The sequence below is a fragment of the Rhizobacter sp. OV335 genome (assembly GCF_900142965.1).
Classification (GTDB): domain Bacteria; phylum Pseudomonadota; class Gammaproteobacteria; order Burkholderiales; family Burkholderiaceae_C; genus Rhizobacter.
In genome coordinates, this window is record NZ_FRCQ01000008.1 from 136,156 (window position 1) to 156,978 (window position 20,823).

A 20,823-nucleotide genomic window follows, 5' to 3' on the forward strand; every position below is an offset into this window, starting at 1 on the left:
CGCAGCCAGGCTCAGGGCTTGCCCAGGTCCATCGTCCAGTAGCGGCTGTAGGCGGCACCGGTCGCGCCCGGCACGCAGGCCACGCCGACCTGCGTGAAGTTCTTGCTCATCAGGTTCGCGCAATGCCCGGCACTGTTCTGCCAGGTGGTCATCACGCTGTCGATGCTGTTCTGGCCGGCCGCGATGTTCTCGCCCAGCTGGCTCCAGGTGTAGCCAACCGCGGCGACGCGGTCGGAGACGCTGCGGCCGTCCTGGCTGGTGTGCGAGAAGTAGTTCTTCGTCGCCATGTCCTGCGAATGGCCCGCGGCGGCCTGCGTCAGCTTGTCGTTCCAGGCCAGCGCGGGCGCGGCGGTGAAGTTGCCCGACGTGCCGCAGCTCTGTGCGCTGGCGCGGAAGGCGTTGATGCGCGCCAGCATCTGCGCGTTGAAATCGGGGATGTCGCAAGTGCCGGAGGCCGCGGGGGGCGGTGCCGGCGTGGCGGCGTCGGCCGTGCCGGAATCGCCGCTGCCGCCGCAGGCCGCAAGGAACATCAACCAGGGTGCCACCAGGCGGGCGCGTCGTGAGGAGGTCGACAAGATCCATATCCAAAGCCGGGGGGTTCACAGCGTAAACGCACCCGGACGACGCAACGCACCCCAAACGTAAGCGTTTGCTGACCCGGCGCCTGCGGCGGCCCGAAGCGTGAAGCAAAGCACGCGCAGGCCGGGCGTCGGATGCCGCAGTGCACGTTCGGCGGCGCCGCCGGGTTAGCGTCGGCTTCAGTCGGTCGACGGCCCGCCGATATCCGAAGACGATGCGGCTTTCGCTGCACCGGTTTCCATCGACCCCGAGTTCCCGCCCACCATGCGTTTGCGCCTTCCGTCCCTGACCCGACACAGCCTCTGCGCCACGGCGCTGTCGCTGGCCGCCGCCGCGCACGGCGCCGTCGTCAGCGTCGCGGTGGCCGATCCGGCGGGCCGCCCGCTGGCCGACGCGGTGGTGATGCTGGAGCCCGCCGGCGGCAAGCTGCCGGTCAAGCCGATGGCCGGCGTCGAGATCTCGCAGAGCAAGCGCCAGTTCCACCCGTCGCTGACCGTCGTCACCGTCGGCACGCCGGTCACCTTCCCGAACTTCGACACCGTGCGGCACCACGTCTACTCGTTCTCGCCGATCAAGACCTTCGAACTGAAGCTCTACGCCGGCGTGCCGAACGCGCCGGTGGTGTTCGACAAGCCCGGTGCCGCGGTGCTCGGCTGCAACATCCATGACCGGATGAGCGCCTGGGTCGTCGTCGTCGACACGCCGTACCACGCCCGCAGCGGCGCCGACGGCCGCGCGCGCCTCGACGGCATTCCGCCCGGCAGCTACCGGCTGCGCGGCTGGCATGCCGGCGTCGCGCCCGGCCAGGAGCCGGCGCCGCAGGCGCTCGCGATCGGCGCGGCCGACCTCAACGCCGTCATCCAGCTGCCGGTGGCCGCGGGGAGCGCGCCATGACGCCGACCCCGCTGCGCACCCTGCTGCACCCGACCCAGTGGCCGCGCTGGATCGGCAGCTCGCTGGGCACCCGCATCGTCGTGCTGTTCCTCGGGCTGCTGCTGCTGGTGCAGGCCGCGAGCTTCTTCGCGATCCGCGCCAGCATCGACCGCAATGCGCGGGCCTCGATCACCGAAGAGCTGCAGGTCGGCGAACGCGTGCTGACCCGCGTGCTCGACCAGAACGCGCAGAAGCTCGCCGAAGGCGCGAGCCTGCTGGCGGCCGACTACGGCTTCCGCGCCGCCGTCAGCAGCAACGATGCCGACACCATCGCGTCGGTGCTGGCCAACCACGGCGAGCGCATCGGCGCCACCGTCACCGCGCTGCTCGACACCGAATTCCACCTGCGCGCCGCGGCCCAGCCTGGCCTGCAGGAGCTGCTGCCGGTCACGCAGCGGCTGGCCGCGCGGGCCCTCGCCTCCAAGCGCGCCAGCGAGATCGTCGTGCTCGGCCAGCGCCCGTTCCAGCTGGTGATGGTGCCGATGCGCGCACCCGTCGTCGTCGGCTGGGTGCTGATGGGGTTCCCGATCGACCAGCGGCTGGTCGACGACATGCATGCGCTGTCGTCGCTGCAAGTCAGCCTGCAGGTGCGCGCCGACGCGTCGGCGAAATGGTCCACCGCCGTCTCGACGCTGCCGCTGGCCACCCGCGACCAGCTGGAGAAGCAGGCCGCGCTGTCGCTGGACCGCGTGAACGGCCGCACCGAAGCCGCCAGTTCGGCGGCGATGACGCTGAGCCTGCTCGACAACGAATACAGCGGCCGCACCGTGATGCTCGCCGAACACGACGGCGCCGCCGTCTCGGCACTGCTGCTGCGCTCGGTCGACGACGCGGTCGCGCCCTACCGCCAGCTGCAGTTGGGGCTGGCCGCGCTGACGCTGGTCAGCGTGCTGGTGTTCGGCATCGGCAGCGTGCTGACCGCGCGCCACGTGACCACGCCGCTGCGCCGCCTCGCGACCGCCGCCGAACGGCTCGGTGCCGGCGACTACTCGACGCCGCTGCGCGGCCTGGACCGCAGCGACGAACTGGGCGACGTGGCCCGCGCGTTCGAACGCATGCGCGAGAACATCGGCGAGCAGCAGGACGAGATCCTGAAGCTCGCCTACTGGGACCCGCTGACCGCGCTGCCGAACCGGCTGCAGTTCCGCAACGCGGTGCGCGACGCGATCGTCGCGGCCGGGAAGGCCGGCCGCACGGTGTCGGTGATCATGCTCGACCTCGACCGCTTCAAGCATGTCAACGACGTGCTCGGCTACCGCTTCGGCGACCTGCTGCTGCGCGGCGTGGCCGAGCGGCTGACGCAGCAGGCGGTGCGCGGCGGCGACCTGGTCGCGCGGCTGGGTGGCGACGAGTTCGCGGTGCTGCTGGCCGGGCTCGACCCCGCGACCGACCTGGCGCTGACCGGCACCGTGGCCAAGCGCATCCAGCAGGCCTTCGATGCCGCGCTGACGCTGGAAGACCAGACGGTCGACATCAGCGCGAGCCTGGGCCTCGCGAACTGGCCGCAGCACGCCGACGACGCCGACGTGCTGCTGAGCCGCGCCGAGGTCGCGATGTACATCGCGAAGCGCCACCACGACGGGCCGATGGTCTACGATCCGGCGCTCGACGCTGCGAGCTCGCAGACGCTGTCGCTGCTGAGCGAGCTGCGCCACGCGGTCGACCACGACGAGTTGCGGCTGTACCTGCAGCCCAAGCTGGCGCTCAACAATGCGCGCGTCGTCGGCGCCGAGGCGCTGGTGCGCTGGCAGCACCCGCGCCGCGGGCTGCTGCCGCCGATGGAGTTCATCCCGTTCGCCGAGCAGACCGGCTTCATCCGGGTGCTGACGCTGTGGATCTTCGAGCAGACCGCGCAGATGTGGAAGCGGCTGCACGACGGCGGGCAGACGCTGACGATCTCGGTCAACCTGTCGACGCGCGACCTGCTCGACCCGGAGCTGCCGCAGAAATTCGACGCGCTGCTGGTGCGTCATTCGGTGCCGGCCGAGGCCTTCTGCCTCGAGATCACCGAGAGCGCGATCATGGACGACCCGCAGCGCGCGCAGGCCACGCTCGACAAGCTGAGCGCGTTGGGCTTCCGGCTGTCGATCGACGATTTCGGCACCGGCTATTCGTCGCTCGCGTACCTGAAGCGGCTGCCGGTGGACGAGCTGAAGATCGACAAGTCCTTCGTGATCAACATGGAGAAGGACCTGGACGACGCGCGCATCGTGCGCTCGACGATCGACCTGGCGCACGGCCTCGGGCTCACGGTGGTGGCCGAGGGCGTCGAGAACGCGCAGGTCTGGGAGCTGCTGCGCGAACTGGCCTGCGACGAGGCCCAGGGCTTCCACATGGGCCGGCCGATGCCGGCCGCCGAGTTCGCGCGCTGGTCGACCGGCTGGAGCACGCGCCAGGCGATGACCATCTCGACGGGCAAGGGGCCGGACATTCCGATCACCTTGCATTGACGGGGCGCCTGAACAAGGCGCCCACCGTCCGCGCAGCGGCCCGCAGCGCCGCCTCGTCGTACCCCGCATACCCGAACAGCCACCCGCGCCGCGGCGCCTCGATCGCGTAGCGCGACAGCGTCGCGAGGTACACGCCGCCCTCCTGCGCCCGCGCCGACAGCGGCTCGTCCGCCCGGCCCGCCTCGTCCTCGTGCGCCAGGTGCATGCCCTGCGCGCTCGGCGTGAGCCGCAGCGCACCCCCGCTCGCCTTCGCCAGCGCCTCGATCACCAGCGCCTGCCGCTGCGCATACAGCTCGCGCATGCGCCGCAGGTGGCGCAGCAAATGGCCTTCGGTGATGAAGCGCGCCAGCACGTCCTGCGCGGCACCGGGGCTGTGCCGATCGGTCACCGCCTTGGCCCCGGCAAACGCCGGCGCCAGCGCGAGCGGCGTCACGATGAAGCCGAGCCGCAAGCCCGGGTGCAGCGTCTTCGAGAAGGTGCCGACGTACAGCACCCGCTCCGACTGCGGCAGGCTGCACAGCGCCGGCATGCGGTGCGCGCCGTACTGGAACTCGCCGTCGTAATCGTCCTCGACGATCCACGCACGCCGCGCGCGCGCCCACTCGAGCAGCGCGAGCCGGCGCGCCAGGCTCATGCGCACGCCCATCGGGAACTGGTGCGTCGGCGTCACGACGGCCATGCGCGCCTGCGGCCAGCGCGCCGCGCCCTGCGCGATGCACAGCCCGTCGGCATCCACCGGCACCGGGCGCACGACGGCGCCCTGCCCGAGCAGGTTGGCGCGGATGCCCGGGTAGCCGGGGTCCTCGACCATCACCTCGTCGCCCAGGTCGAGCAGCAGCCGGCCGATCAGGTCGATGGCCTGCTGCGAGCCGGACGTGACCAGCACCTGCGACGCATCGCAGCGGATGCCGCGCGACACCAGCAGCCACTGGGCGATGGCTTCGCGCAGCACCGGCTCGCCGGCCGGGTCGGTGTACTGCGACAAGGCCCGGCGGCGCGACGCCACGGTGTCGCGCGCGAGGCGGTCCCACAGCGCGAACGGGAACTCGGCGGTGGCCGGCGCACCGATGCGGAACGCGACCGGCGCCTGCGTCGGCGGCTGCCAGCGCAGCGCGATGTCGGCGATGGCCTGGCCGCGCTTCGACAGCGCCCCCGCCGGCGCGATGGCCGCCAGCTTGCGCCGGCCGCCGCGCAGTGCCGCGAGGCCGGGCGCCACGTAGCTGCCGTCGCCGACGCGCGCCACCACGTAGCCTTCGGCGCGCAGCCGCTCCAGCGCCCACAGAACCGTGTTGCGCCCGACGCCGAGCGCCAGCGCGTGCTCGCGCGACGGCGGCAGCCGCGCACCGGGCGCGAAGGTGCCCTGCTCGATCGCGCCGCGCAGTTGCAGGTAGACCTGCTGGCGCAGCGTCGCGGCGGCTGAATTGGTTCCTCCGGGCATGGTCGATTGGTTCCTCGATGAACCCCGCAAGTGTCTACGATGCAGAACCAATCCGGAACCGAACGGGAGCCTCTCCATGAGCGACAACACCAGCGACAAGATCGAGCGATTCATCGCCCTGCACCGCGGCCCGCGCGCCTTCGTGATCGCCAATGCCTTCGATGCCGGCTCGGCGCGCGCGCTGGCCGGCCTGGGCTTCACGGCGCTCGCGACCTCCAGCGGCGCGGCGGCCGCGGTGGCCGGCCGGCGCGACGGCCAGCTGACGCGCGACGAAGCCATCGCGCACGCGCAGGCCATCGTGCAGGCGGTCGATGTGCCGGTGTCGGCCGACCTCGAGAACGGCTTCGGCGCGACGCCGCAGGACGCGGCCGAGACGATCCGCCGCGCCGGCGCGATCGGCCTGGCCGGCGGCTCGATCGAGGACGCGAGCGGCGACGAGGCGAAGCCGCTGTACGACCTCGGCCACGCGACCGAGCGCATCGCCGCCGCGGTCGAAGCGGCGCGTGCCGTGCCGGGCGGCTTCGTGCTGACGGCGCGCTCCGAGAACTTCCTGCGCGGCAAGCCCGACCTCGACGACACGATCCGCCGCCTGCAGGCCTTCGAGCGCGCCGGCGCCGACGTGCTGTTCGCGCCCGGCCTGCCCGACCTTGCCGCGGTGCGCACCGTGTGCAGCGCTCTGACGAAGCCGTTGAACTTCATGGTCGGCATCAAGGGCAAGTCGTTCAGCGTCGCCGAGCTCGAAGAAGCCGGCGTGCGCCGCATCAGCCTCGCGACCTCGCTGTACCGCGCCGCGATGCGCGGGCTGCTCGATGCCGCGACCGAGGTGCGCGAACGCGGCACCTTCACGTACCTGGAGCGCCTGTGAGCACGCCGCACGACTACCACGCCGAGGTGCACTGGACGCGCGCCGGCCAGCCCTTCACCGACAACCGCTACAGCCGCCGCCACGACTGGCATTTCGACGGCGGCGCGACAGTGTCGGGCTCGTCGTCCCCGCATTCGGTGCGCGTGCCGATGTCGGACCCGTCGGCCGTTGATCCCGAAGAGGCCTTCGTCGCCTCGATCGCCAGCTGCCACATGCTGTGGTTCCTCGGCCTGGCCGCGAAGGCCGGCTGGCTGGTCGACGACTACCGCGATGCGGCGGTCGGCATCATGGAGCCGAACGCGCAAGGGCAGATCGCGGTCACCGTCGTCACGCTGCACCCGGCGGTGCGCTACGGCGGCGAGCGCCGGCCCGATGCCGCCGAACAGGCGCGGCTGCACCACGATGCGCATGCCAACTGCTTCATCGCGAACTCGGTGAAGTCCGAGGTGCGCTGCGAGCCGGTGGCAGTCGACTGAAGAATCCCAGGAGCCGCGATGTACATGCCCCGTCATTTCGAAGAGACCCGGCCCGAGGTGCTGCACGAGCTGGTGCGCAGCCATCCGCTCGGCATGCTCATCACCCAGGATGCCGACGCCATCCTGTCGGCCAACCCGGTGCCCTTCCTGCTGGAGCACGACGACGGCGGCCGCGCGGTGCTGCGCGCCCACGTCGCGCGCGCCAACCCGGTGTGGCAGGCGGCGCGCCGCGACGTCGATTCGCTGGTGGTGTTCCAGGGGCCGCAGGCCTATGTGTCGCCGGGCTGGTACGCGAGCAAGGCCGAGCACGGCAAGGTGGTGCCGACCTGGAACTACGTGATGGTGCAGGCGCGCGGCAGGCTGCAGGTGCACGAGGACGCACCGTGGCTGCTGTCGCTGGTGACGCGGCTGACGCAGCGGCACGAGGCCGCGCTGCCGCGGCCGTGGGCGGTGGCCGATGCGCCGGCCGACTTCATCGACGGCATGCTGCGCGCGATCGTCGGCATCGAGATCCCGCTGGACGCGCTGATCGGCAAGTGGAAGGTGAGCCAGAACCGCTCGACCGCCGACCGCGAAGGCGTCGCGGCGGGGCTGCGCGAACAGGGCGCGGCATCGGACGGGGCGTCGGTCAATATGTCCAAGCTGGTGCAGCCCGGCGGCTGAAGACGCGGGGGATACTCGCGCTGCGCCGTCGCCTCGTCTGCCACGCGCACCGCACGATGAAATTCCTTCTCGTCCTGATCCTGCTGGGCACCGTCTTCGGTGCCCGTGCCGCGCCCCCGGTGCCCGACACGATCGCGCAACGCCTGCAGGCCTGCACCGGCTGCCACGGCAAGGAAGGCCGCGCCGCACGCGACGGCTACCACCCGCGCATCGCCGGCAAACCGGCCGACTACCTCCACCACCAGCTGCAGGGCTTCCGCGACGGCCGCCGCCAGTACGCGCTGATGACCGGCCTGCTCGATCCGCTGAGCGATGCCTACCTGCGCGAGATCGCCGCGTACTTCTCGTCGCTCGACCTGCCGTACTCGCCGCCGGCACCGGGGCCCGCGCTGCCGGCCGAGCTCGCGCGGCGCGGCGAAGCCCTGACGCGTGACGGCGACCCCGCCCGCAAGCTGCCTGCGTGCGCGCAGTGCCACGGCAGCGCGCTGACCGGCGTCGCGCCGGCGATCCCCGGCCTGCTGGGCTTGCCGCGCGACTACCTGGTGGCACAGCTGGGCGCCTGGCGCACCGGCACGCGGCGTGCGCTCGCGCCCGACTGCATGGCCCAGGTGGCGCAGGCGCTGACGGCCGACGAGGTCGGCGCGATCGCGCAGTGGCTGGCAGTGCAACCGGTGCCCGAGCCGGCGCACCCGGCATCGACGCTGCCGGCGGCCTTGCCGATCGCCTGCGGCGGCGTGCCTGACGTGACGTCCAACGTGACGAAGGTCGCCCGATGAAGCGCGTGCTGATCGTCCTCGTGCTGCTGCTCGCGGCGGGTGTCGCGCTGGTGCTGGCACTGAACTTCCGCGACGAGCCGCCACTGCTCGCCGATACCGCGCCCTTCACCGCACAGCAGGTCGCGCGCGGCGAGTACCTGGCCCGCGCCGGCAACTGCGCCGGCTGCCACACCGAGCGCGGCGGTGTGCCGTATGCCGGCGGCCGCGGCATCGCGACGCCGTTCGGCACCGTCTTTGCTCCCAACCTGACGCCGCACCCGCAGCACGGCCTGGGCGGCTGGACCTCGGCGCTGTTCTGGCGCGCGATGCACAACGGCCGCTCGGCCGATGGCCGGCTGCTGTACCCGGTGTTCCCGTACACCGAATTGACCCGCATCACGCGCGAGGATTCGGACTCGCTGTTCGCCTACCTGCGCAGCCTGCCGGGCACCGACAAGCCGAACCGGCCGCACACGCTGAGTTTTCCGTACGACACGCAGGCGGCGCTCGCGGTGTGGCGCGCCGCGTTCTTCCGGCCCGGCGCGGTGGCGCATGACGACACGCGCCCGGCGGCCTGGAACCGCGGCGCCTACCTGGTCGAGGGGCTGGGCCATTGCAATGCCTGCCATTCGAGCCGCAACGCGCTCGGCGCCAGCTCGGGCATCGCGCTCGGCGGCGGGCTGATCCCGATCCAGAACTGGTATGCGCCGTCGCTCAACGATGCGCGCGAGGCCGGCGTGGCCGACTGGGAATTGTCGAAGATCGTCGCGCTGCTGCACGACGGTGTGGCCGACGCGTCGCGCGGCGGCAGCGTCACCGGACCGATGGTCGAGGTGGTGACCGGCAGCCTGCAGCACCTGAGCGCCGACGACCTGCTCGCGATGGCGACCTACCTGAAGGCGCTGCCGCCACACGACGTGAAGGACCCGCCGAAGCCCGCGCCGATCTCGGCCGCGGCGCTGGAGCAAGGCGGCAAGCTCTACGAGCAGCACTGCGTCGGTTGCCATGGCAAGCAGGGCGAAGGCGCGGCGCCGGCCTATCCGCCGCTGGCCGGCAACCGCGCGGTGACGATGGCGTCGGCCGCGAACCTGGTGCACATCGTGCTGGAAGGCGGCTTTGCGCCGTCGACGCCGGCGAACCCGCGGCCCTACGGCATGCCGCCGTTCGCGACCGTGCTCAGCGATGCCGAGCTGGCCAGCGTGCTGAGCCACGTGCGCGGCTCATGGGGGAATGCAGGAACGGAAGTGTCGCCGCTCGATGTCGCGCGGCTGCGCAGCGGCCGGTGATCTCGCGTCGGCGCGTCAGATCAGCGCGCTGACCTGAACGGCGGCCAGCAGGCCCAAGCCGAGCGCCAGCAGCCAGCCCTTGACCTCGCCGCGGCGCTGCGCCGGCGGCAGCCGGTGCGGCCGGCTCAGCATCGCAAGCACCACCGACGCGCCGCCCGACACGACGAACAGCACCGCCATCGCGAGGCTCAGCCCGCTGTCGGCACGCTGCTCGGCCATGCGCATCACGATGACGCCGATCAGCGCGCCGGCCCCCATCGACATCAGCGAATCGCGCGACGTGGCAACGGAGGAGGAGGACGGACCGGTCGACTGCGGCATGGGAGGCTCTCTGGAAGAAGCCGCCATTGTCCGCAGGCCGGTGCCGCGGCGGTCCGCGCAATACGTGGCGAATCCCACACCAGTCCCCGCCTTCACCCGCGCGATTGACGCGTCTGGCGGCCGCGGATAGGCTCCAGACCGCGAACGATTTCACGACATCAAGGGGGAGCCACCACATGCCTTGCCGCCGTTGCCGTCCGATCGCCACTGCCTTCGGGCCGCTGTTGCTGCTGACATCGCTGCTCGCCGCCACCGGTGCGCAAGCCGCCGCTCGGTCGACAGCGAGTTCGACTCCAAGGTGGCACGCGCGAGTGTCGGCTACTCGTTCTACAAGACCGACGAGGCCGAGGCCGGCGCGGTCGCCGGGCTGCACGTGACGCGCTTCAAGTTCGTCGTCGAGGGGCTGGGCCAGGTCGACGGCAGCATCGTGGCGGTCCGCCGCGAGGAGGCCGCGCACACCGTGCCGCTGCCGACCGTCGGCGTCTACGGCACCTGTGCGTTCGCGCCGAGCTGGCTGGCCTCGGGCCGCGCCGATGCGTTCGCGATCGACTACAAGGGCCACAAGGGCCGGCTGCTGAACTTCCAGGCCAACGTGCAGTACCGCTTCACCGGCAACTTCGCGCTCGGCGTGGGCTACCGCTACGACCAGTACAAGCTCACCGAGACGCGGCGCGACCCGCGTGGCGAGGTGCGCTACACCTTCCAGGGACCGCAGGTCTTCATCGACGCCGGGTTCTAGCGCGCGCCGTGGAGACGACCGCGGCGGCCGCCGCTCCCGATCCCGCCGTCTTCCTGCATGTGCGGATCGTGCTCAGCATGGTGGTGAGCCTGAGCATCGCGCGGCTGCTGTCCGGCCTGGCGGTGTTCGTGCAGCACCCGGGCCGGCAGAAGGCGTACTGGGTGCACCTGCTGTGGGCGGCGTCGACGCTGCTGCTGCTGGTGCACTTCTGGTGGTGGGAGTTCCGGCTCGCGCAGCTGGCGGTGTGGCGCTTCGAGGTCTACGCCTTCGTGCTGTTCTACGCCGGGCTGAACTACCTGCTGTGCGCGGTGCTGTTCCCGAACGACCTCGATGAATACGACGGCTGGCGCGACTACTTCCTGTCGCGCCGCCGCTGGTTCTTCGCGCTGCTGGCGCTGAGCTTCGTGGTCGACCTGGGCGACACCTGGATCAAGGGCAGTGCGCTGCTGCCGAAGCTCGGGCTGGAGTACCCCGTGCGGGCGGCTGTCTACGTGCTGCTGTGCGGGGCCGCCGCCGTCATCCGCCACCCGGTGTTCCATGGTGTGTTCGCGGTGGGCAACCTGCTGTACCAGGTGTCGTTCATCGGGCGGTTGTATGACGTGATCGAGTGACGCGACCACGGCGGGGCAGGCCGCCCGACCCGCGTGTCGAGTGCGAGGACGGCGAGCGCCCGCGCCGTCAGGGCTTCGAGGCTGCCGCTGGGGGAGTCGATGCAGCAGGCTGGGCGGGCACCGGCACGATCACGCCAGGTGCGAGCGAGATCTCGTCCTGCACGCGCACGCCGGTGACGTAGTAGCGGGTGTCGCCGAAGCAGCTGCCCGGCAGCCCGACCTTCTGCTCGTAGTGCAGCGCGACGCGCTTGCCCATCACCAGGTTGACCTTGTCGGCGGTGGCCTCGTCCCAGATCGTGAAGCGGAATTTCTCGGGCGTGCTGCCGGGCAGCGACACCAGGGCCAACTCGCCCTCCCAGGTCTTGCAGACCCAGCCCTTGCGGGACAGCTGCTGCACCCAGCCGGCGCGCTCGCCGTCGGAGTAGCTCCAGTTCACCGCGCCGAAGAAATACAGCACCGCCAGCCCCACCAGGACCAGGGGCACCAGCAACCATTTCATCGCGCGCATCGTGACGTTCCTCCGGGACGGGTCGGCCGCGCGTGATCGCGCGGCTCGTTCGTGTTGCGGCGGAAGTCTAACGCGTCATCCCTTCACGATTCCGGGCTCAGCGGGCCAGCTTGGCCGCGATCTCGGCGACGTGGCGGCCCTGGAAGCGGGCGCCTTCCAGCTCGTTGGCCGACGGCTGGCGCGAGCCGTCGCTGCCGGCGATCGTCGTCGCGCCGTACGGGCTGCCGCCGGTCACTTCGTCGAGCTTCATCTGGCCTTGCCATGCGTACGGCAGGCCGACGATCACCATGCCCTGGTGCAGCAGCACGGTGTGCGTGCTGAGGATGGTGCTCTCCTGGCCGCCGTGCTGCGTCGCCGTGCTGGCGAACACCGAGCCGACCTTGCCGACCAGCGCGCCGGTGAACCAGAGCGGGCCGGTCTGGTCGAGGAAGTTCTTCATCTGCGCGGCCATGTTGCCGAAGCGGGTCGGCACGCCGAGGATGATCGCGTCGTAGGTCGGCAGTTCTTCGACCGTCGCGATCGGCGCGGCCTGGTCGAGCTTGAAGTGCGAGGCCTTCGCGACGGCTTCGGGCACGATTTCCGGCACGCGCTTGATGTCGACGGTGGCGCCGGTGCCGCGCGCACCTTCGGCGACGGCCTGGGCCATCGTCTCGATGTGACCGTAACTGCTGTAGTAGAGGACGAGGACTTTTGCCATGACTTGCTCCTGGTTGATGGGCTGAGCGCATTCTGGGCGCCGGCGGCCGACGCGGATTGCACAGGAGCGTATGCAGGCTTCAAAACGGCTGAACGGTCGGCCCGCCGCACGGCATCGACGAAGGCAGCCAGCTTGTCGCCGGCCGCCTGCATGCCGACAACGCGATCAGAACGGAATGTCGTCGTCCATGTCGTCGAACCCAGTCGACGACTTCGCGGCCGGCTTGGTGGCTGCCGGGCGCGAGGCCGGTGCGGGGCGCTCGGCCCGCTCGGTGCGCTCCGGCCGATCGCCGCCACCACCGCCGCCACCCGAGGCGCCACGGCTGTAGCCGCCGCCACCGCCGCCTTCGTCACCGCCGCCGTCACGCCCGCCCAGCAGCTGCATGTTGTCGGCAATGATCTCGGTGGTGTACTTCTCGGCGCCGTCCTTGTCCTGCCACTTGCGGGTCTTCAGGCGGCCTTCGACATAGCACGAGCGGCCCTTCTTCAGGTACTCGCCGGCGATCTCGGCCAGGCGGTCGTAGAACACCACGCGGTGCCATTCGGTTTCTTCCATCTTCTCGCCGGAGGTCTTGTCCTTCCAGTTGCGCGAGGTGGCGATGGTCACGTTGCAGATCGCGGCGCCGTTGGCAGAGTAGCGCACTTCGGGGTCACGGCCCAGGTTGCCGATGAGGATGACTTTGTTGATCGAGGCCATGGAAAGCGGCTCCTGAAAAGTAGAACGGGGAAATTGCGGGGGGATGCCGGATTATGAGGCTGCGGACCCGACCACCCGGCCGGCCGGCCACCCACCCGGGGGATGCATCTCGTCACGCCCGGGCAACGAAACTTCACACGGCCCGGGGTCAACGACGGCTGCCGGCTCCCGTTGTCGTCTGCAGGGTCGCGCCACTCTCGAATTCAGATCAACCCGAACCGGAGTCCACCATGAAGTTCACCCTCCTGATCAGCTCGATGATGCTGGCCGCCAGCGCCGGCGCCTTCGCCCAATCCACCACCGCCGGCAGCGTCCAGCGCGACGTGAACCAGCAGGAACGCATCCAGCAAGGCCTGCAGAGCGGCCAGCTCAGCACCAAGGAGGCCGGCAAGCTCGAACGCGAGGAAAGCAAGGTCGACCACCTGCAGGCGCAGGCGCTGAAGGACGGCAAGCTCTCCACCGACGAGAAGCTGCGCCTGAACGCCGCGCAGAACAAGGTCAGCGGCGACATCGCCGCGGCCAAGAGCAACAACGTGAAGGGCAACCCGACCTCGGCCTCGTCAGAGCGCATGCAGGCCGACGTGCAGCGCAACATCAACCAGCAGAAGCGCGTCGAGGCCGGCGTGCAGAACGGCTCGCTGACGAACCACGAGGTGTCGAAGCTCGAACGCGGCCAGGCGCACGTCGACCGCAAGGAAGCCTCCGCCGCCCGTGACGGCCACGTCGGTGCCGCCGAGGAGCGCGGCATCCAGCGCAGCGAGAACCGCCAGAGCCGCAAGATCCACCGCCAGAAGACCGACGCGCAGGAGCGCAAGGGCTGATCAGGGCTCGCCGTCCCAGTACTCCAGATCCGTCTCGGCCCGGTGCATCCGCGCGAAGCCGAACGGATCGCCCTCCTTCGTCGCCGACGCCAGGTACTTGCCCGAATCGGGGTACTCCACCACCTCCGGGCTGTCCTTGGTGCTGATCGACAGGTACTTCAGCGGCGCCTCCGAGGTGTTGATGATCTGGTGCGGGTACGCCGGCCCCGGCGGGATGAAGACCACGTCGCCGGCCGCGATCGCCAGGTGCTCGCCGGCCACGCGCAACGTGCCCTCGCCCTCGAGCACGATGAACATCTCCTCTTGCGCATAGTGGAAGTGGTACGGGCAGCCGCGCTTGCCCGGCGGCAGCACGTCGACGCTCGCGCCCAGCTTGAGCGCGGCCGTGCCGCGGGCCAGGCGCGCGCCGGTCGAGTCGTACAGCGGCTCGCGCGTTTCGCGCACCCGCGGCGCGGTCTCGAAGTTGCGAATCAACAGCTGCCGCAGCTGCTCGGCGCGCGGCGTGTGGAGGTCGGTCATCGGCAGTCTCCTGGTGAAGCCGCAAGGTTGCCAGAAACCCGTGAAGAGCGCCCCGAGTAACATCGCGGCCTCGCCCCCGCCCTCCCTCCCCGCCTGTGACCCCCGAAGCCTCCACCGCACCGCTGCAGATCCTGCAGGAGGTGTTCGGCTACACCGCGTTCCGCGGCGCCCAGGAATCCATCGTCGACCACGTCAACGGCGACGGCGATGCGCTGGTGCTGATGCCCACCGGCGGCGGCAAGAGCCTGTGCTACCAGGTGCCGGCGATCGCGCGGCACCGCGCCGGCCGCGGCGTCGCCCTGGTCGTGAGCCCGCTGATCGCGCTGATGCACGACCAGGTCGGCGCGCTCGAAGAGGCTGGCGTGCACGCCTCGTTCCTCAACTCCACGCTGACGCTGGACGAAACCCAGAAGATCGAGCGCGAGATGATGAGCGGCCGGCTGGTGATGCTGTACGCCGCCCCCGAGCGCATCACGACGCCGCGCTTCCTCGCGCAGCTCGATTCGCTGCACGAGCGCGGGCTGCTGAGCCTGTTCGCGATCGACGAGGCGCATTGCGTGAGCCAGTGGGGCCACGACTTCCGCGAGGACTACCTCTCGCTGAACGTGCTGCACGAGCGCTACCCGGGCGTGCCGCGCATCGCGCTGACCGCCACCGCCGACGACCTGACCCGCGCCGACATCATCGAGCGGCTGCAGCTGCAGCAGGCGCGCGTCTTCATCAGCAGCTTCGACCGACCGAACATCCGCTACGGCATCGTCGAGAAGGACAACGCCCGCGCCCAGCTGCTGCGCTTCGTCACCGACGAGCACGAGGGCGATGCCGGCGTCGTCTACTGCCAGTCCCGCAAGAAGGTCGACGAGACCGCCGACTGGCTGAAGACCGAGGGCATCAACGCGCTGCCGTACCACGCCGGCATGGACGCCGACGTGCGCAAGCGCCACCAGGACCGCTTCCTGCGCGAGGACGGCGTCGTGATGGTCGCGACCGTCGCGTTCGGCATGGGCATCGACAAGCCCGACGTGCGCTTCGTCGCCCACCTCGACCTGCCGAAGAACATCGAGGGCTACTACCAGGAGACCGGCCGCGCCGGCCGCGACGGGCTGCCGGCCGATGCCTGGATGGCCTATGGCCTGGCCGACGTGGTGAACCAGCGCCGAATGATCGACGAGAGCCCGGCCGGCGAGGAGTTCAAGCGCGGCCAGCGCGCCAAGCTCGATGCGCTGCTGGCGCTCGCCGAGGCGCACGACTGCCGCCGCGTGCGGCTGCTCGCCTACTTCGGCGAGGCGAGCGAGCCCTGCGGCAACTGCGACAACTGCCTGCACCCGCCGGCCACCTGGGACGCGACCGAGCCGTCGCGCAAGGCGCTCAGCTGCATCTACCGCTTCCACCAGAACAACGGCCAGCGCTTCGGCGCCGGCCACCTGATCGACGTGCTGCGCGGCAAGACCACCGACAAGGTGACGCAGTACCGCCACCAGTCGCTGTCGACCTTCGGGATCGGATCGGACCTGAGCGAGGTGCAATGGCGCACGGTGCTGCGCCAGCTGATCGCGCTCGGCCACCTGCGCACCGAAGGCGAATACAACACGCTGGAGCTGACGCCGAGCGCGCGCGAGGTGCTGCGCGGCGAGGTGACGCTGCTGCTGCGCGAGGCCAGCGAGACACCGAAGGCGCGGCGCGGCAGCACCAAGGGCAAGACCGGCAAGGCGGCGGGCGGGCGCGACAAGCCGCCGCCGGTGCCGCTGGACGACGATGGCCTGCTGCGCTTCGCCGCGCTGAAGGCCTGGCGCGCCGAAGTGGCGCGCGAGCACGGGCTGCCGGCCTACGTGATTTTCCACGACGCGACGCTCGCCGAGATGGCGCGCGCCCAGCCGTCGTCGCTGGACGCGCTCGGCCACATCAGCGGCGTCGGCGCGAAGAAGCTGGAGGCGTACGGCAGCGAGATCCTGCGGGTGCTCGGCGAATGAGCCAGCGCAGTCCCGAGACCCTGCCCTACGGGCTGGGCGCGGCGATCCTGACCGTGCTCGCCTTCGTGCTGGTCGAGATGCTGATCGGCGGCGTGCTGGCGGACCTGCAGGACACGCTGGCCCTCAGCGACGTGCAGCTCGGCGAGCTGGCGCGCGTGCTGGCGACCGGCGTCGTCGTGTCGACGCTGCTCGTGTGGCGCGGGCTGACCCATGCGCAGCTGCTGCACGACGCGCCCTCGCCGCCGCTGCGCACGCTGGTCTTCACCGCCGCGCCGCTGCTCGCGCTGCTGCCGCTGCTGTGGTCGGTGAACGGCTGGATGGACTGGCTGCTGCAGGCGCTGCTGCCGCTGTCGGCCTGGGAGGCGGAGTGGTTCGCGCATGCGGTCGACGGCACGTTCGCGGCCACGCTGTCGGCCTGCGTGCTGGCGCCGGTGCTCGAGGAGATGCTGTTCCGCGGCCTGCTGCTGCGCGGGCTGCTGCTGCGCTACCCGCCGGCCACCGCGATCGTGCATTCGGCCGCGCTGTTCGGCCTCGCGCACTTCAACGTCTACCAGTTCTTCGTCGGCTTCAGCACCGGCCTGGTGCTCGGCCTCGCGTACCAGCGCACGCGTTCGCTGTGGCCCTGCGTGCTGCTGCATGCGGCGTTCAACGGCGGGGTGCTGTGGATGGCGAGCAGCGACGGCCAAGGGCTGTCCGAGGTGATCGGGCACCCGCTGGGGCTGCCGCTGTCGGCGGCGCTGTTCGTGTGGGGCCTGCGCCGCCTGCTGCGCCTGCCTTCGAAACCCTAAGGCTCTGCCGACTGCCCCGCCACCAGCACCGGCGGCAGCCACAGCTCGATCACGCCGGGGCGCGGCACCGCCGAACGCCGCCGCTCGCGGATCCACACGCCGTCGATGCGCGTCGGCGTGACCCACGGCTCGCCGATGAAGCGCGACAGCGCGAGCGCGCATTCCCGCCCGGCCGGGTCGTGCAACACGAAGGTCGGCACCGGCCACGGCACCGGACGGCGCTGCTGGCGCAGCTCGGCGTTGCGCGCCGCGTTGTCGATCGGCGCCACCTGCACCAGCACGTCGGCCTGCTGCTGGATCGCCTGGCGCAGCGCACTTGCGGCTTCGCGCGAGGCCTCGTCGTAGATCTCGATGTACAGCGTGCTGCGCTCGTCGCCCTGCCGGCAGGCGCCCAGGTTCGCCTTCTCGGGCGAGTTCAGCGGCGACTCCACCGGCGCCGCCGCGACCGGCGGCATCGGGGCCGGCAGCTCGACGTGCGCCGCGCTCGCGAGCTGCGACGCGCGCCCCGTCAGCCCGAGCCAGACGCGCCGTGCCGCCACCGCCTGCTCGTCAGGCGAGGTGCCGGGGTGCCAGTAGCTGAACGCGGTGTTCTCGGTCGGTGGCTTCTGCACCACCGCGCACAGGTCGTTGCGCAGGCGCTGGCTGGCGGCCACGCAGTCGGCGCTCGGGTCGGCATCCTTGCGGCATTCGTCGGCGATGCGGCCGGCCAGCCGCTCGACGCCGGCGCGCTCCAGCGGGCGCATCGCCGGGCTGCCTCGCAGGTCGAACAGCAGCGAGGCCTGCGTCACCACATGCTCGGCCACCTTCGGGCAGCGGCCGTTGAAATCCTGCAGCGCCTTCGACACCTCGGTGAACAGCACGCGCGCCTCGGTCTGCTGGTCGGTGCGGTTGCGCTGCAACTGCTCCTGCACCTGCCACATCGACAGCAGCAAGGTGCCGGAAGCGCCGACCCCGAGCGTCGTCGTCAGCGCGGTGGCCTTCGCGGTGCGCCGCCACAGCGGCTCGGTCTTCGAACCGACGGCCACCTCGTCGTCGGCGCTGCGCAGGCGCGCGGCCACGCGCAGCCCGTGCCGCGCCGGGCTGCGCCAGCCGGGCAGCTGCGCGAGCCAGGTGTCGTGCAGCGCGCGGCCGAAGTCCTCGCCGAGCCGGTGGTAGCTCTCCCATTGCGCCTCGTCGAACGACTGGTCGCCGGTCGACTCGTGCGGAAAGCCCTCGTGCTGGCGCGCATAGGCCAGCAGGTCGACGTCGAGCGCGTCGTGCAGGTTCGGCTTGACCACCAGCAGCGTCGCCTCGGGGCGCCACGGCCCGCGCGGACCGGCGCGCTCGCGGTAGCGCACGCGCGCAAGCAGCACGCCGCGGGACGAATGGTTGTCGGCCATGTGCTCCGGCGACAGCACCGTCAGGTCGCTGCCGGCCAGGCTGAACAGGTGCTGGGCCTCTTCGCGGGTGTAGAAATCGATCTCGGCGCCGAAGTCGATGCGCGCCTTGCGCACCAGGTTCTCGATGTCGCCGAAGCAGTAGTCGCCGTCGCAGCTGCCGTCGGCGAGCACCATGAAGTCGGTCTCGCGCTTCAGCAGCGGGTAGATGCCGCTGTTCTCGAAGTGCCCGCCGTCCGACAGGTACCACCACGGCCGCTCGACCCCGTAGAAGGTGGCCGAGGCCTCGCTCGCGAGCATCAGCGGCTTCGGCGCGAAGCGCCACGCGAGGCGGCTGAGCCAGCGCAGCTGCGCCGAGTCGCGCGGCGCGCGCACCCAGTGGCCGAGCCGCACGCCGAGGAAGTACACCAGCAGCGCGAGCCCGCGCGAGGTGTACGAGCCGGCGCCCGGCGATGCCGCCGCGCCCGACACCGCGATCCAGCGGCCCAGCGTGCCGGTGTCGTCGCCCGGCTGCAGCGCAACGAACTCGTCCGGCCCGATCTCCAGCCCGCGCCAGGTGGCCGTCACCGCGGTGCCCTTGCGGTCGGCGTTGTAGAGGCCGCTCTGGTCGTCGCGCGTCTGGTTCAGGCAGGTGTTGACCAGGTGGATCGGGCCGCCGCGGCTTTCGGGGCGGTAGCTGTCGAGCGCGGTGTCGTCGCCGTCGACCACGCTGGTGACGTCGCCGCGCGCGACCGGGCCACCCTCGGTGCCAGCCACCAGGCCGCGGCGCGGGTTGCCGACCGCGAGGTAGGCCCGCGTCAGCCGCGCGCGGTAGAAGCTGTGCAGCGACGAGGTGTTCGCCATCTGCGCATTGCCGGCGGTCAGCACGATCCAACCGAGCCACAGCCCGCCGATCAACAGCGCGCGCATCCACGCCGGCACCTCGCGCAGCGCGCTGAAGGTGTCGGGCGCGAACACGAACCACTGCAGCATGACGAGCCAGGCCGTCACCAGCGCGAGCAGGCCGACCAGCGAGCCGACGTCCATCAGCCGCGGCAGCCAGCCGCGCGCGCGGGCGCCGGCCTCGGCCGCCATCTGCTGCAGCGGCTGCGCGAGCCGGCGCAGCACCAGCACCACCAGGCCGCCGAAGCCGACACCGCCCCACAGCCACTGGTTGCCCGATTGCAGCTCTTCCAGCACCCACCAGCTCGCACGGTCGAGCGCGCCGAGCCCGCCGATCGCGACGACGACCAGCGTGGCCGCCTTCAGCCAGCGCGTCAGCTGGTTGCGCAGCCGCGCGACGGCCAGCGCATGCGGCTCGCGGCCGAGCGCGAGCCGCGCCTGCACGAACAGCTGGCCGACGACGATCGACAGCAGCGCGAGCAAGGCCGCGGTAGCCCAGTCGAGCGCGTCCTGCACCGGGTTCACCGTGCTGCCGCTGCGCAGCTCGCGCAGCAGCAGCCACGCGGCGAAGGCCATCGCGGTGACGAACACCACGTCGCGCCAGCCCGGGCCGACGGCGCGTGCATCGGGATCGTGCGTGTCGCGCGCGGCCCAGTAGCCGGCGACGAGCCCCGGCGCGGTCGCGGCCCACAGCGCCAGCGCGACCGGCCACCACGGCGTGAACCACCGCTCCCAGCCCTGCGGGTCGAGCTGCTGCGTGCTGTGCTGCCACAGGTGCGGCGCGATCACCAGCAGGCCGAGCAGCATGCAGGCGAACATGAATTCGGTGTGGATCGCGAGCCAGGCGCGCAGGTAGGTGACGACCGCGATGCCGATGTCGCGCGAACCGGCCGGCGACAGGTAGCGGCCGTTGCGGCGCAGCCATTGCAGCACCGGTGAATCGCTGCGCGCGAGCAGCGCCTGCGCCTGCTGCAGCCCGAAGGCATTGACGAGCCGGCCGAACATCGCGCCGGTGTAGCCGCCGCCCGAGACGGTGGACAGGTAGTCGACGCGACCCAGCATGCCGTCGGCCACCAGCGAGCGGTCGGCCGGGTCGGCGCGCTCGCTGTTCGGCTGGCCGTGGTTCTGTGCCAGGCCGCGCAGCAGGCCGAGCGCGAAGGTCGCGCTGCGCACGCCGCCGCCGGACAGCGCGAGGCCGACGCTGGGCAGCTTCAGCGCCGGATGCGTCTCGTCGTCGGCCAGGCCGAGCGCACGGCGGCGCCGCGCCTGCAGCGCGAGTTGTTCGGCCTCGCGCAGCGCCTGCCAGTCGTCGGGCAGCGTCGGCGCGGACGAAGTGGCGTGTGAAGTGTCGGATGTCGATGCGTCGTCGGGCTTCATGGGCCGTGTCCCCTTGGGGCCGTTCGTGTGGCGGCCTCGGCGCGACTGTAGGACCGGGCGAGACGCTTGTCAG

General features: G+C 71.4%; 20 protein-coding genes. 12 read left to right on the top strand and 8 right to left on the bottom strand.

Annotation, left to right across the window (positions count from 1 at the left end):
• Positions 1 to 11: 11 nt before the first annotated feature.
• On the bottom strand, positions 12 to 545 hold the full coding sequence (locus tag BUE42_RS10995; RefSeq protein ID WP_235002257.1) for a CAP domain-containing protein: 534 nt from the start codon (positions 543 to 545) through the stop codon (positions 12 to 14).
• A 298-nt stretch (positions 546 to 843) separates the two neighbouring features.
• On the opposite strand from BUE42_RS10995, the gene BUE42_RS11000 reads away from it, so the two are divergent.
• Entirely contained in the window at positions 844 to 1,473 is a 630-nt protein-coding gene (locus BUE42_RS11000) for a hypothetical protein (protein ID WP_073465142.1), read from the top strand.
• A complete protein-coding gene (locus tag BUE42_RS11005) occupies positions 1,470 to 3,962 on the top strand; it encodes a putative bifunctional diguanylate cyclase/phosphodiesterase (RefSeq protein WP_073465143.1) in 2,493 nt (830 codons plus the stop codon). Before BUE42_RS11000 ends, BUE42_RS11005 begins: the two co-directional genes overlap by 4 nt.
• Here BUE42_RS11005 and BUE42_RS11010 read toward each other — a convergent pair.
• Complete coding sequence (locus BUE42_RS11010; protein WP_073465144.1) at positions 3,949 to 5,400, bottom strand: MocR-like pyridoxine biosynthesis transcription factor PdxR; 1,452 nt, start codon at positions 5,398 to 5,400, stop codon at positions 3,949 to 3,951. The two genes, BUE42_RS11005 and BUE42_RS11010, sit on opposite strands and share 14 nt — an antisense overlap.
• A 76-nt stretch (positions 5,401 to 5,476) precedes the next feature.
• Here BUE42_RS11010 and BUE42_RS32115 point away from each other — a divergent pair, with 76 nt between their 5' ends.
• Genes BUE42_RS32115 through BUE42_RS11035 form a run of 5 tightly spaced genes read left to right on the top strand, consistent with a single transcriptional unit; the run spans position 5,477 to position 9,445 of the window.
• Positions 5,477 to 6,265: an isocitrate lyase/PEP mutase family protein gene (locus BUE42_RS32115; protein ID WP_073465145.1), complete on the top strand. Its 789-nt coding sequence runs from the start codon at positions 5,477 to 5,479 to the stop codon at positions 6,263 to 6,265.
• Positions 6,262 to 6,741: an OsmC family protein gene (locus BUE42_RS32120; protein WP_073465146.1), complete on the top strand. Its 480-nt coding sequence runs from the start codon at positions 6,262 to 6,264 to the stop codon at positions 6,739 to 6,741. The genes BUE42_RS32115 and BUE42_RS32120 overlap by 4 nt, the downstream gene beginning before the upstream one ends.
• 18 nt (positions 6,742 to 6,759) lie before the next feature.
• Positions 6,760 to 7,404: an FMN-binding negative transcriptional regulator gene (locus tag BUE42_RS11025; RefSeq protein WP_073465147.1), complete on the top strand. Its 645-nt coding sequence runs from the start codon at positions 6,760 to 6,762 to the stop codon at positions 7,402 to 7,404.
• Positions 7,405 to 7,460: 56 nt separating this feature from the next.
• The gene (locus BUE42_RS11030; protein ID WP_073465148.1) at positions 7,461 to 8,180 is read left to right on the top strand and encodes a c-type cytochrome; all 720 of its coding nucleotides are present in this window, start codon (positions 7,461 to 7,463) and stop codon (positions 8,178 to 8,180) included.
• On the top strand, positions 8,177 to 9,445 hold the full coding sequence (locus BUE42_RS11035; protein WP_073465149.1) for a c-type cytochrome: 1,269 nt from the start codon (positions 8,177 to 8,179) through the stop codon (positions 9,443 to 9,445). The genes BUE42_RS11030 and BUE42_RS11035 overlap by 4 nt, the downstream gene beginning before the upstream one ends.
• Before the next feature lie 15 nt (positions 9,446 to 9,460).
• On the opposite strand, the gene BUE42_RS11040 is transcribed toward BUE42_RS11035, so the two are convergent.
• Positions 9,461 to 9,766, bottom strand: a complete 306-nt coding sequence (locus BUE42_RS11040) for a hypothetical protein (protein WP_073465150.1) — start codon at positions 9,764 to 9,766, stop codon at positions 9,461 to 9,463.
• 298 nt (positions 9,767 to 10,064) lie between these two features.
• Between BUE42_RS11040 and BUE42_RS11045 the strand changes: the two genes are divergently transcribed.
• Both BUE42_RS11045 and BUE42_RS11050 read left to right on the top strand, forming a co-directional pair.
• Positions 10,065 to 10,505: a hypothetical protein gene (locus tag BUE42_RS11045; RefSeq protein ID WP_073465151.1), complete on the top strand. Its 441-nt coding sequence runs from the start codon at positions 10,065 to 10,067 to the stop codon at positions 10,503 to 10,505.
• Between the two features lie 8 nt (positions 10,506 to 10,513).
• Positions 10,514 to 11,116, top strand: a complete 603-nt coding sequence (locus BUE42_RS11050) for a hypothetical protein (protein WP_073465152.1) — start codon at positions 10,514 to 10,516, stop codon at positions 11,114 to 11,116.
• A gap of 67 nt (positions 11,117 to 11,183) precedes the next feature.
• Here BUE42_RS11050 and BUE42_RS11055 read toward each other — a convergent pair whose 3' ends face one another.
• From BUE42_RS11055 to ssb, 3 genes are all read right to left on the bottom strand, one after another.
• Entirely contained in the window at positions 11,184 to 11,624 is a 441-nt protein-coding gene (locus BUE42_RS11055; RefSeq protein WP_200798940.1) for a hypothetical protein, read from the bottom strand.
• A gap of 97 nt (positions 11,625 to 11,721) precedes the next feature.
• Positions 11,722 to 12,321, bottom strand: a complete 600-nt coding sequence (gene wrbA / locus BUE42_RS11060; protein ID WP_073465153.1) for an NAD(P)H:quinone oxidoreductase — start codon at positions 12,319 to 12,321, stop codon at positions 11,722 to 11,724.
• Between the two features lie 165 nt (positions 12,322 to 12,486).
• Positions 12,487 to 13,017, bottom strand: a complete 531-nt coding sequence (gene ssb, locus BUE42_RS11065) for a single-stranded DNA-binding protein (protein WP_073465154.1) — start codon at positions 13,015 to 13,017, stop codon at positions 12,487 to 12,489.
• A gap of 230 nt (positions 13,018 to 13,247) precedes the next feature.
• Here ssb and BUE42_RS11070 point away from each other — a divergent pair, with 230 nt between their 5' ends.
• Positions 13,248 to 13,838: a hypothetical protein gene (locus tag BUE42_RS11070; RefSeq protein WP_073465155.1), complete on the top strand. Its 591-nt coding sequence runs from the start codon at positions 13,248 to 13,250 to the stop codon at positions 13,836 to 13,838.
• Here BUE42_RS11070 and BUE42_RS11075 read toward each other — a convergent pair whose 3' ends face one another.
• Positions 13,839 to 14,357 (bottom strand): cupin domain-containing protein, encoded by a 519-nt coding sequence (locus tag BUE42_RS11075; RefSeq protein WP_073465156.1) that lies wholly within the window; start codon positions 14,355 to 14,357, stop codon positions 13,839 to 13,841.
• A gap of 95 nt (positions 14,358 to 14,452) precedes the next feature.
• On the opposite strand from BUE42_RS11075, the gene recQ reads away from it, so the two are divergent.
• Together recQ and BUE42_RS11085 are read left to right on the top strand one after the other, a co-directional pair.
• A complete protein-coding gene (gene recQ / locus BUE42_RS11080) occupies positions 14,453 to 16,327 on the top strand; it encodes a DNA helicase RecQ (protein WP_073465157.1) in 1,875 nt (624 codons plus the stop codon).
• The gene (locus BUE42_RS11085; protein ID WP_073465158.1) at positions 16,324 to 17,115 is read left to right on the top strand and encodes a CPBP family intramembrane glutamic endopeptidase; all 792 of its coding nucleotides are present in this window, start codon (positions 16,324 to 16,326) and stop codon (positions 17,113 to 17,115) included. Before recQ ends, BUE42_RS11085 begins: the two co-directional genes overlap by 4 nt.
• Here BUE42_RS11085 and BUE42_RS11090 read toward each other — a convergent pair.
• The gene (locus BUE42_RS11090; RefSeq protein WP_073465159.1) at positions 17,112 to 20,750 is read right to left on the bottom strand and encodes an NACHT domain-containing protein; all 3,639 of its coding nucleotides are present in this window, start codon (positions 20,748 to 20,750) and stop codon (positions 17,112 to 17,114) included. The genes BUE42_RS11085 and BUE42_RS11090 overlap by 4 nt on opposite strands.
• Positions 20,751 to 20,823: the final 73 nt, after the last annotated feature.

What these genes read in the sequence shown, in the direction of transcription:
- BUE42_RS11000 (WP_073465142.1), top strand. Translation starts at nt 844, where the DNA reads ATGCGTTTGCGCCTTCCGTCCCTGACCCGACACAGCCTCTGCGCCACG.
- BUE42_RS11005 (WP_073465143.1), top strand. Translation starts at nt 1,470, where the DNA reads ATGACGCCGACCCCGCTGCGCACCCTGCTGCACCCGACCCAGTGGCCG.
- BUE42_RS11010 (WP_073465144.1), bottom strand. Translation starts at nt 5,400, where the DNA reads ATGCCCGGAGGAACCAATTCAGCCGCCGCGACGCTGCGCCAGCAGGTC.
- BUE42_RS32115 (WP_073465145.1), top strand. Translation starts at nt 5,477, where the DNA reads ATGAGCGACAACACCAGCGACAAGATCGAGCGATTCATCGCCCTGCAC.
- BUE42_RS11025 (WP_073465147.1), top strand. Translation starts at nt 6,760, where the DNA reads ATGTACATGCCCCGTCATTTCGAAGAGACCCGGCCCGAGGTGCTGCAC.
- BUE42_RS11030 (WP_073465148.1), top strand. Translation starts at nt 7,461, where the DNA reads ATGAAATTCCTTCTCGTCCTGATCCTGCTGGGCACCGTCTTCGGTGCC.
- BUE42_RS11035 (WP_073465149.1), top strand. Translation starts at nt 8,177, where the DNA reads ATGAAGCGCGTGCTGATCGTCCTCGTGCTGCTGCTCGCGGCGGGTGTC.
- BUE42_RS11040 (WP_073465150.1), bottom strand. Translation starts at nt 9,766, where the DNA reads ATGCCGCAGTCGACCGGTCCGTCCTCCTCCTCCGTTGCCACGTCGCGC.
- BUE42_RS11055 (WP_200798940.1), bottom strand. Translation starts at nt 11,624, where the DNA reads ATGCGCGCGATGAAATGGTTGCTGGTGCCCCTGGTCCTGGTGGGGCTG.
- wrbA (WP_073465153.1), bottom strand. Translation starts at nt 12,321, where the DNA reads ATGGCAAAAGTCCTCGTCCTCTACTACAGCAGTTACGGTCACATCGAG.
- ssb (WP_073465154.1), bottom strand. Translation starts at nt 13,017, where the DNA reads ATGGCCTCGATCAACAAAGTCATCCTCATCGGCAACCTGGGCCGTGAC.
- BUE42_RS11070 (WP_073465155.1), top strand. Translation starts at nt 13,248, where the DNA reads ATGAAGTTCACCCTCCTGATCAGCTCGATGATGCTGGCCGCCAGCGCC.
- BUE42_RS11075 (WP_073465156.1), bottom strand. Translation starts at nt 14,357, where the DNA reads ATGACCGACCTCCACACGCCGCGCGCCGAGCAGCTGCGGCAGCTGTTG.
- BUE42_RS11085 (WP_073465158.1), top strand. Translation starts at nt 16,324, where the DNA reads ATGAGCCAGCGCAGTCCCGAGACCCTGCCCTACGGGCTGGGCGCGGCG.
- BUE42_RS11090 (WP_073465159.1), bottom strand. Translation starts at nt 20,750, where the DNA reads ATGAAGCCCGACGACGCATCGACATCCGACACTTCACACGCCACTTCG.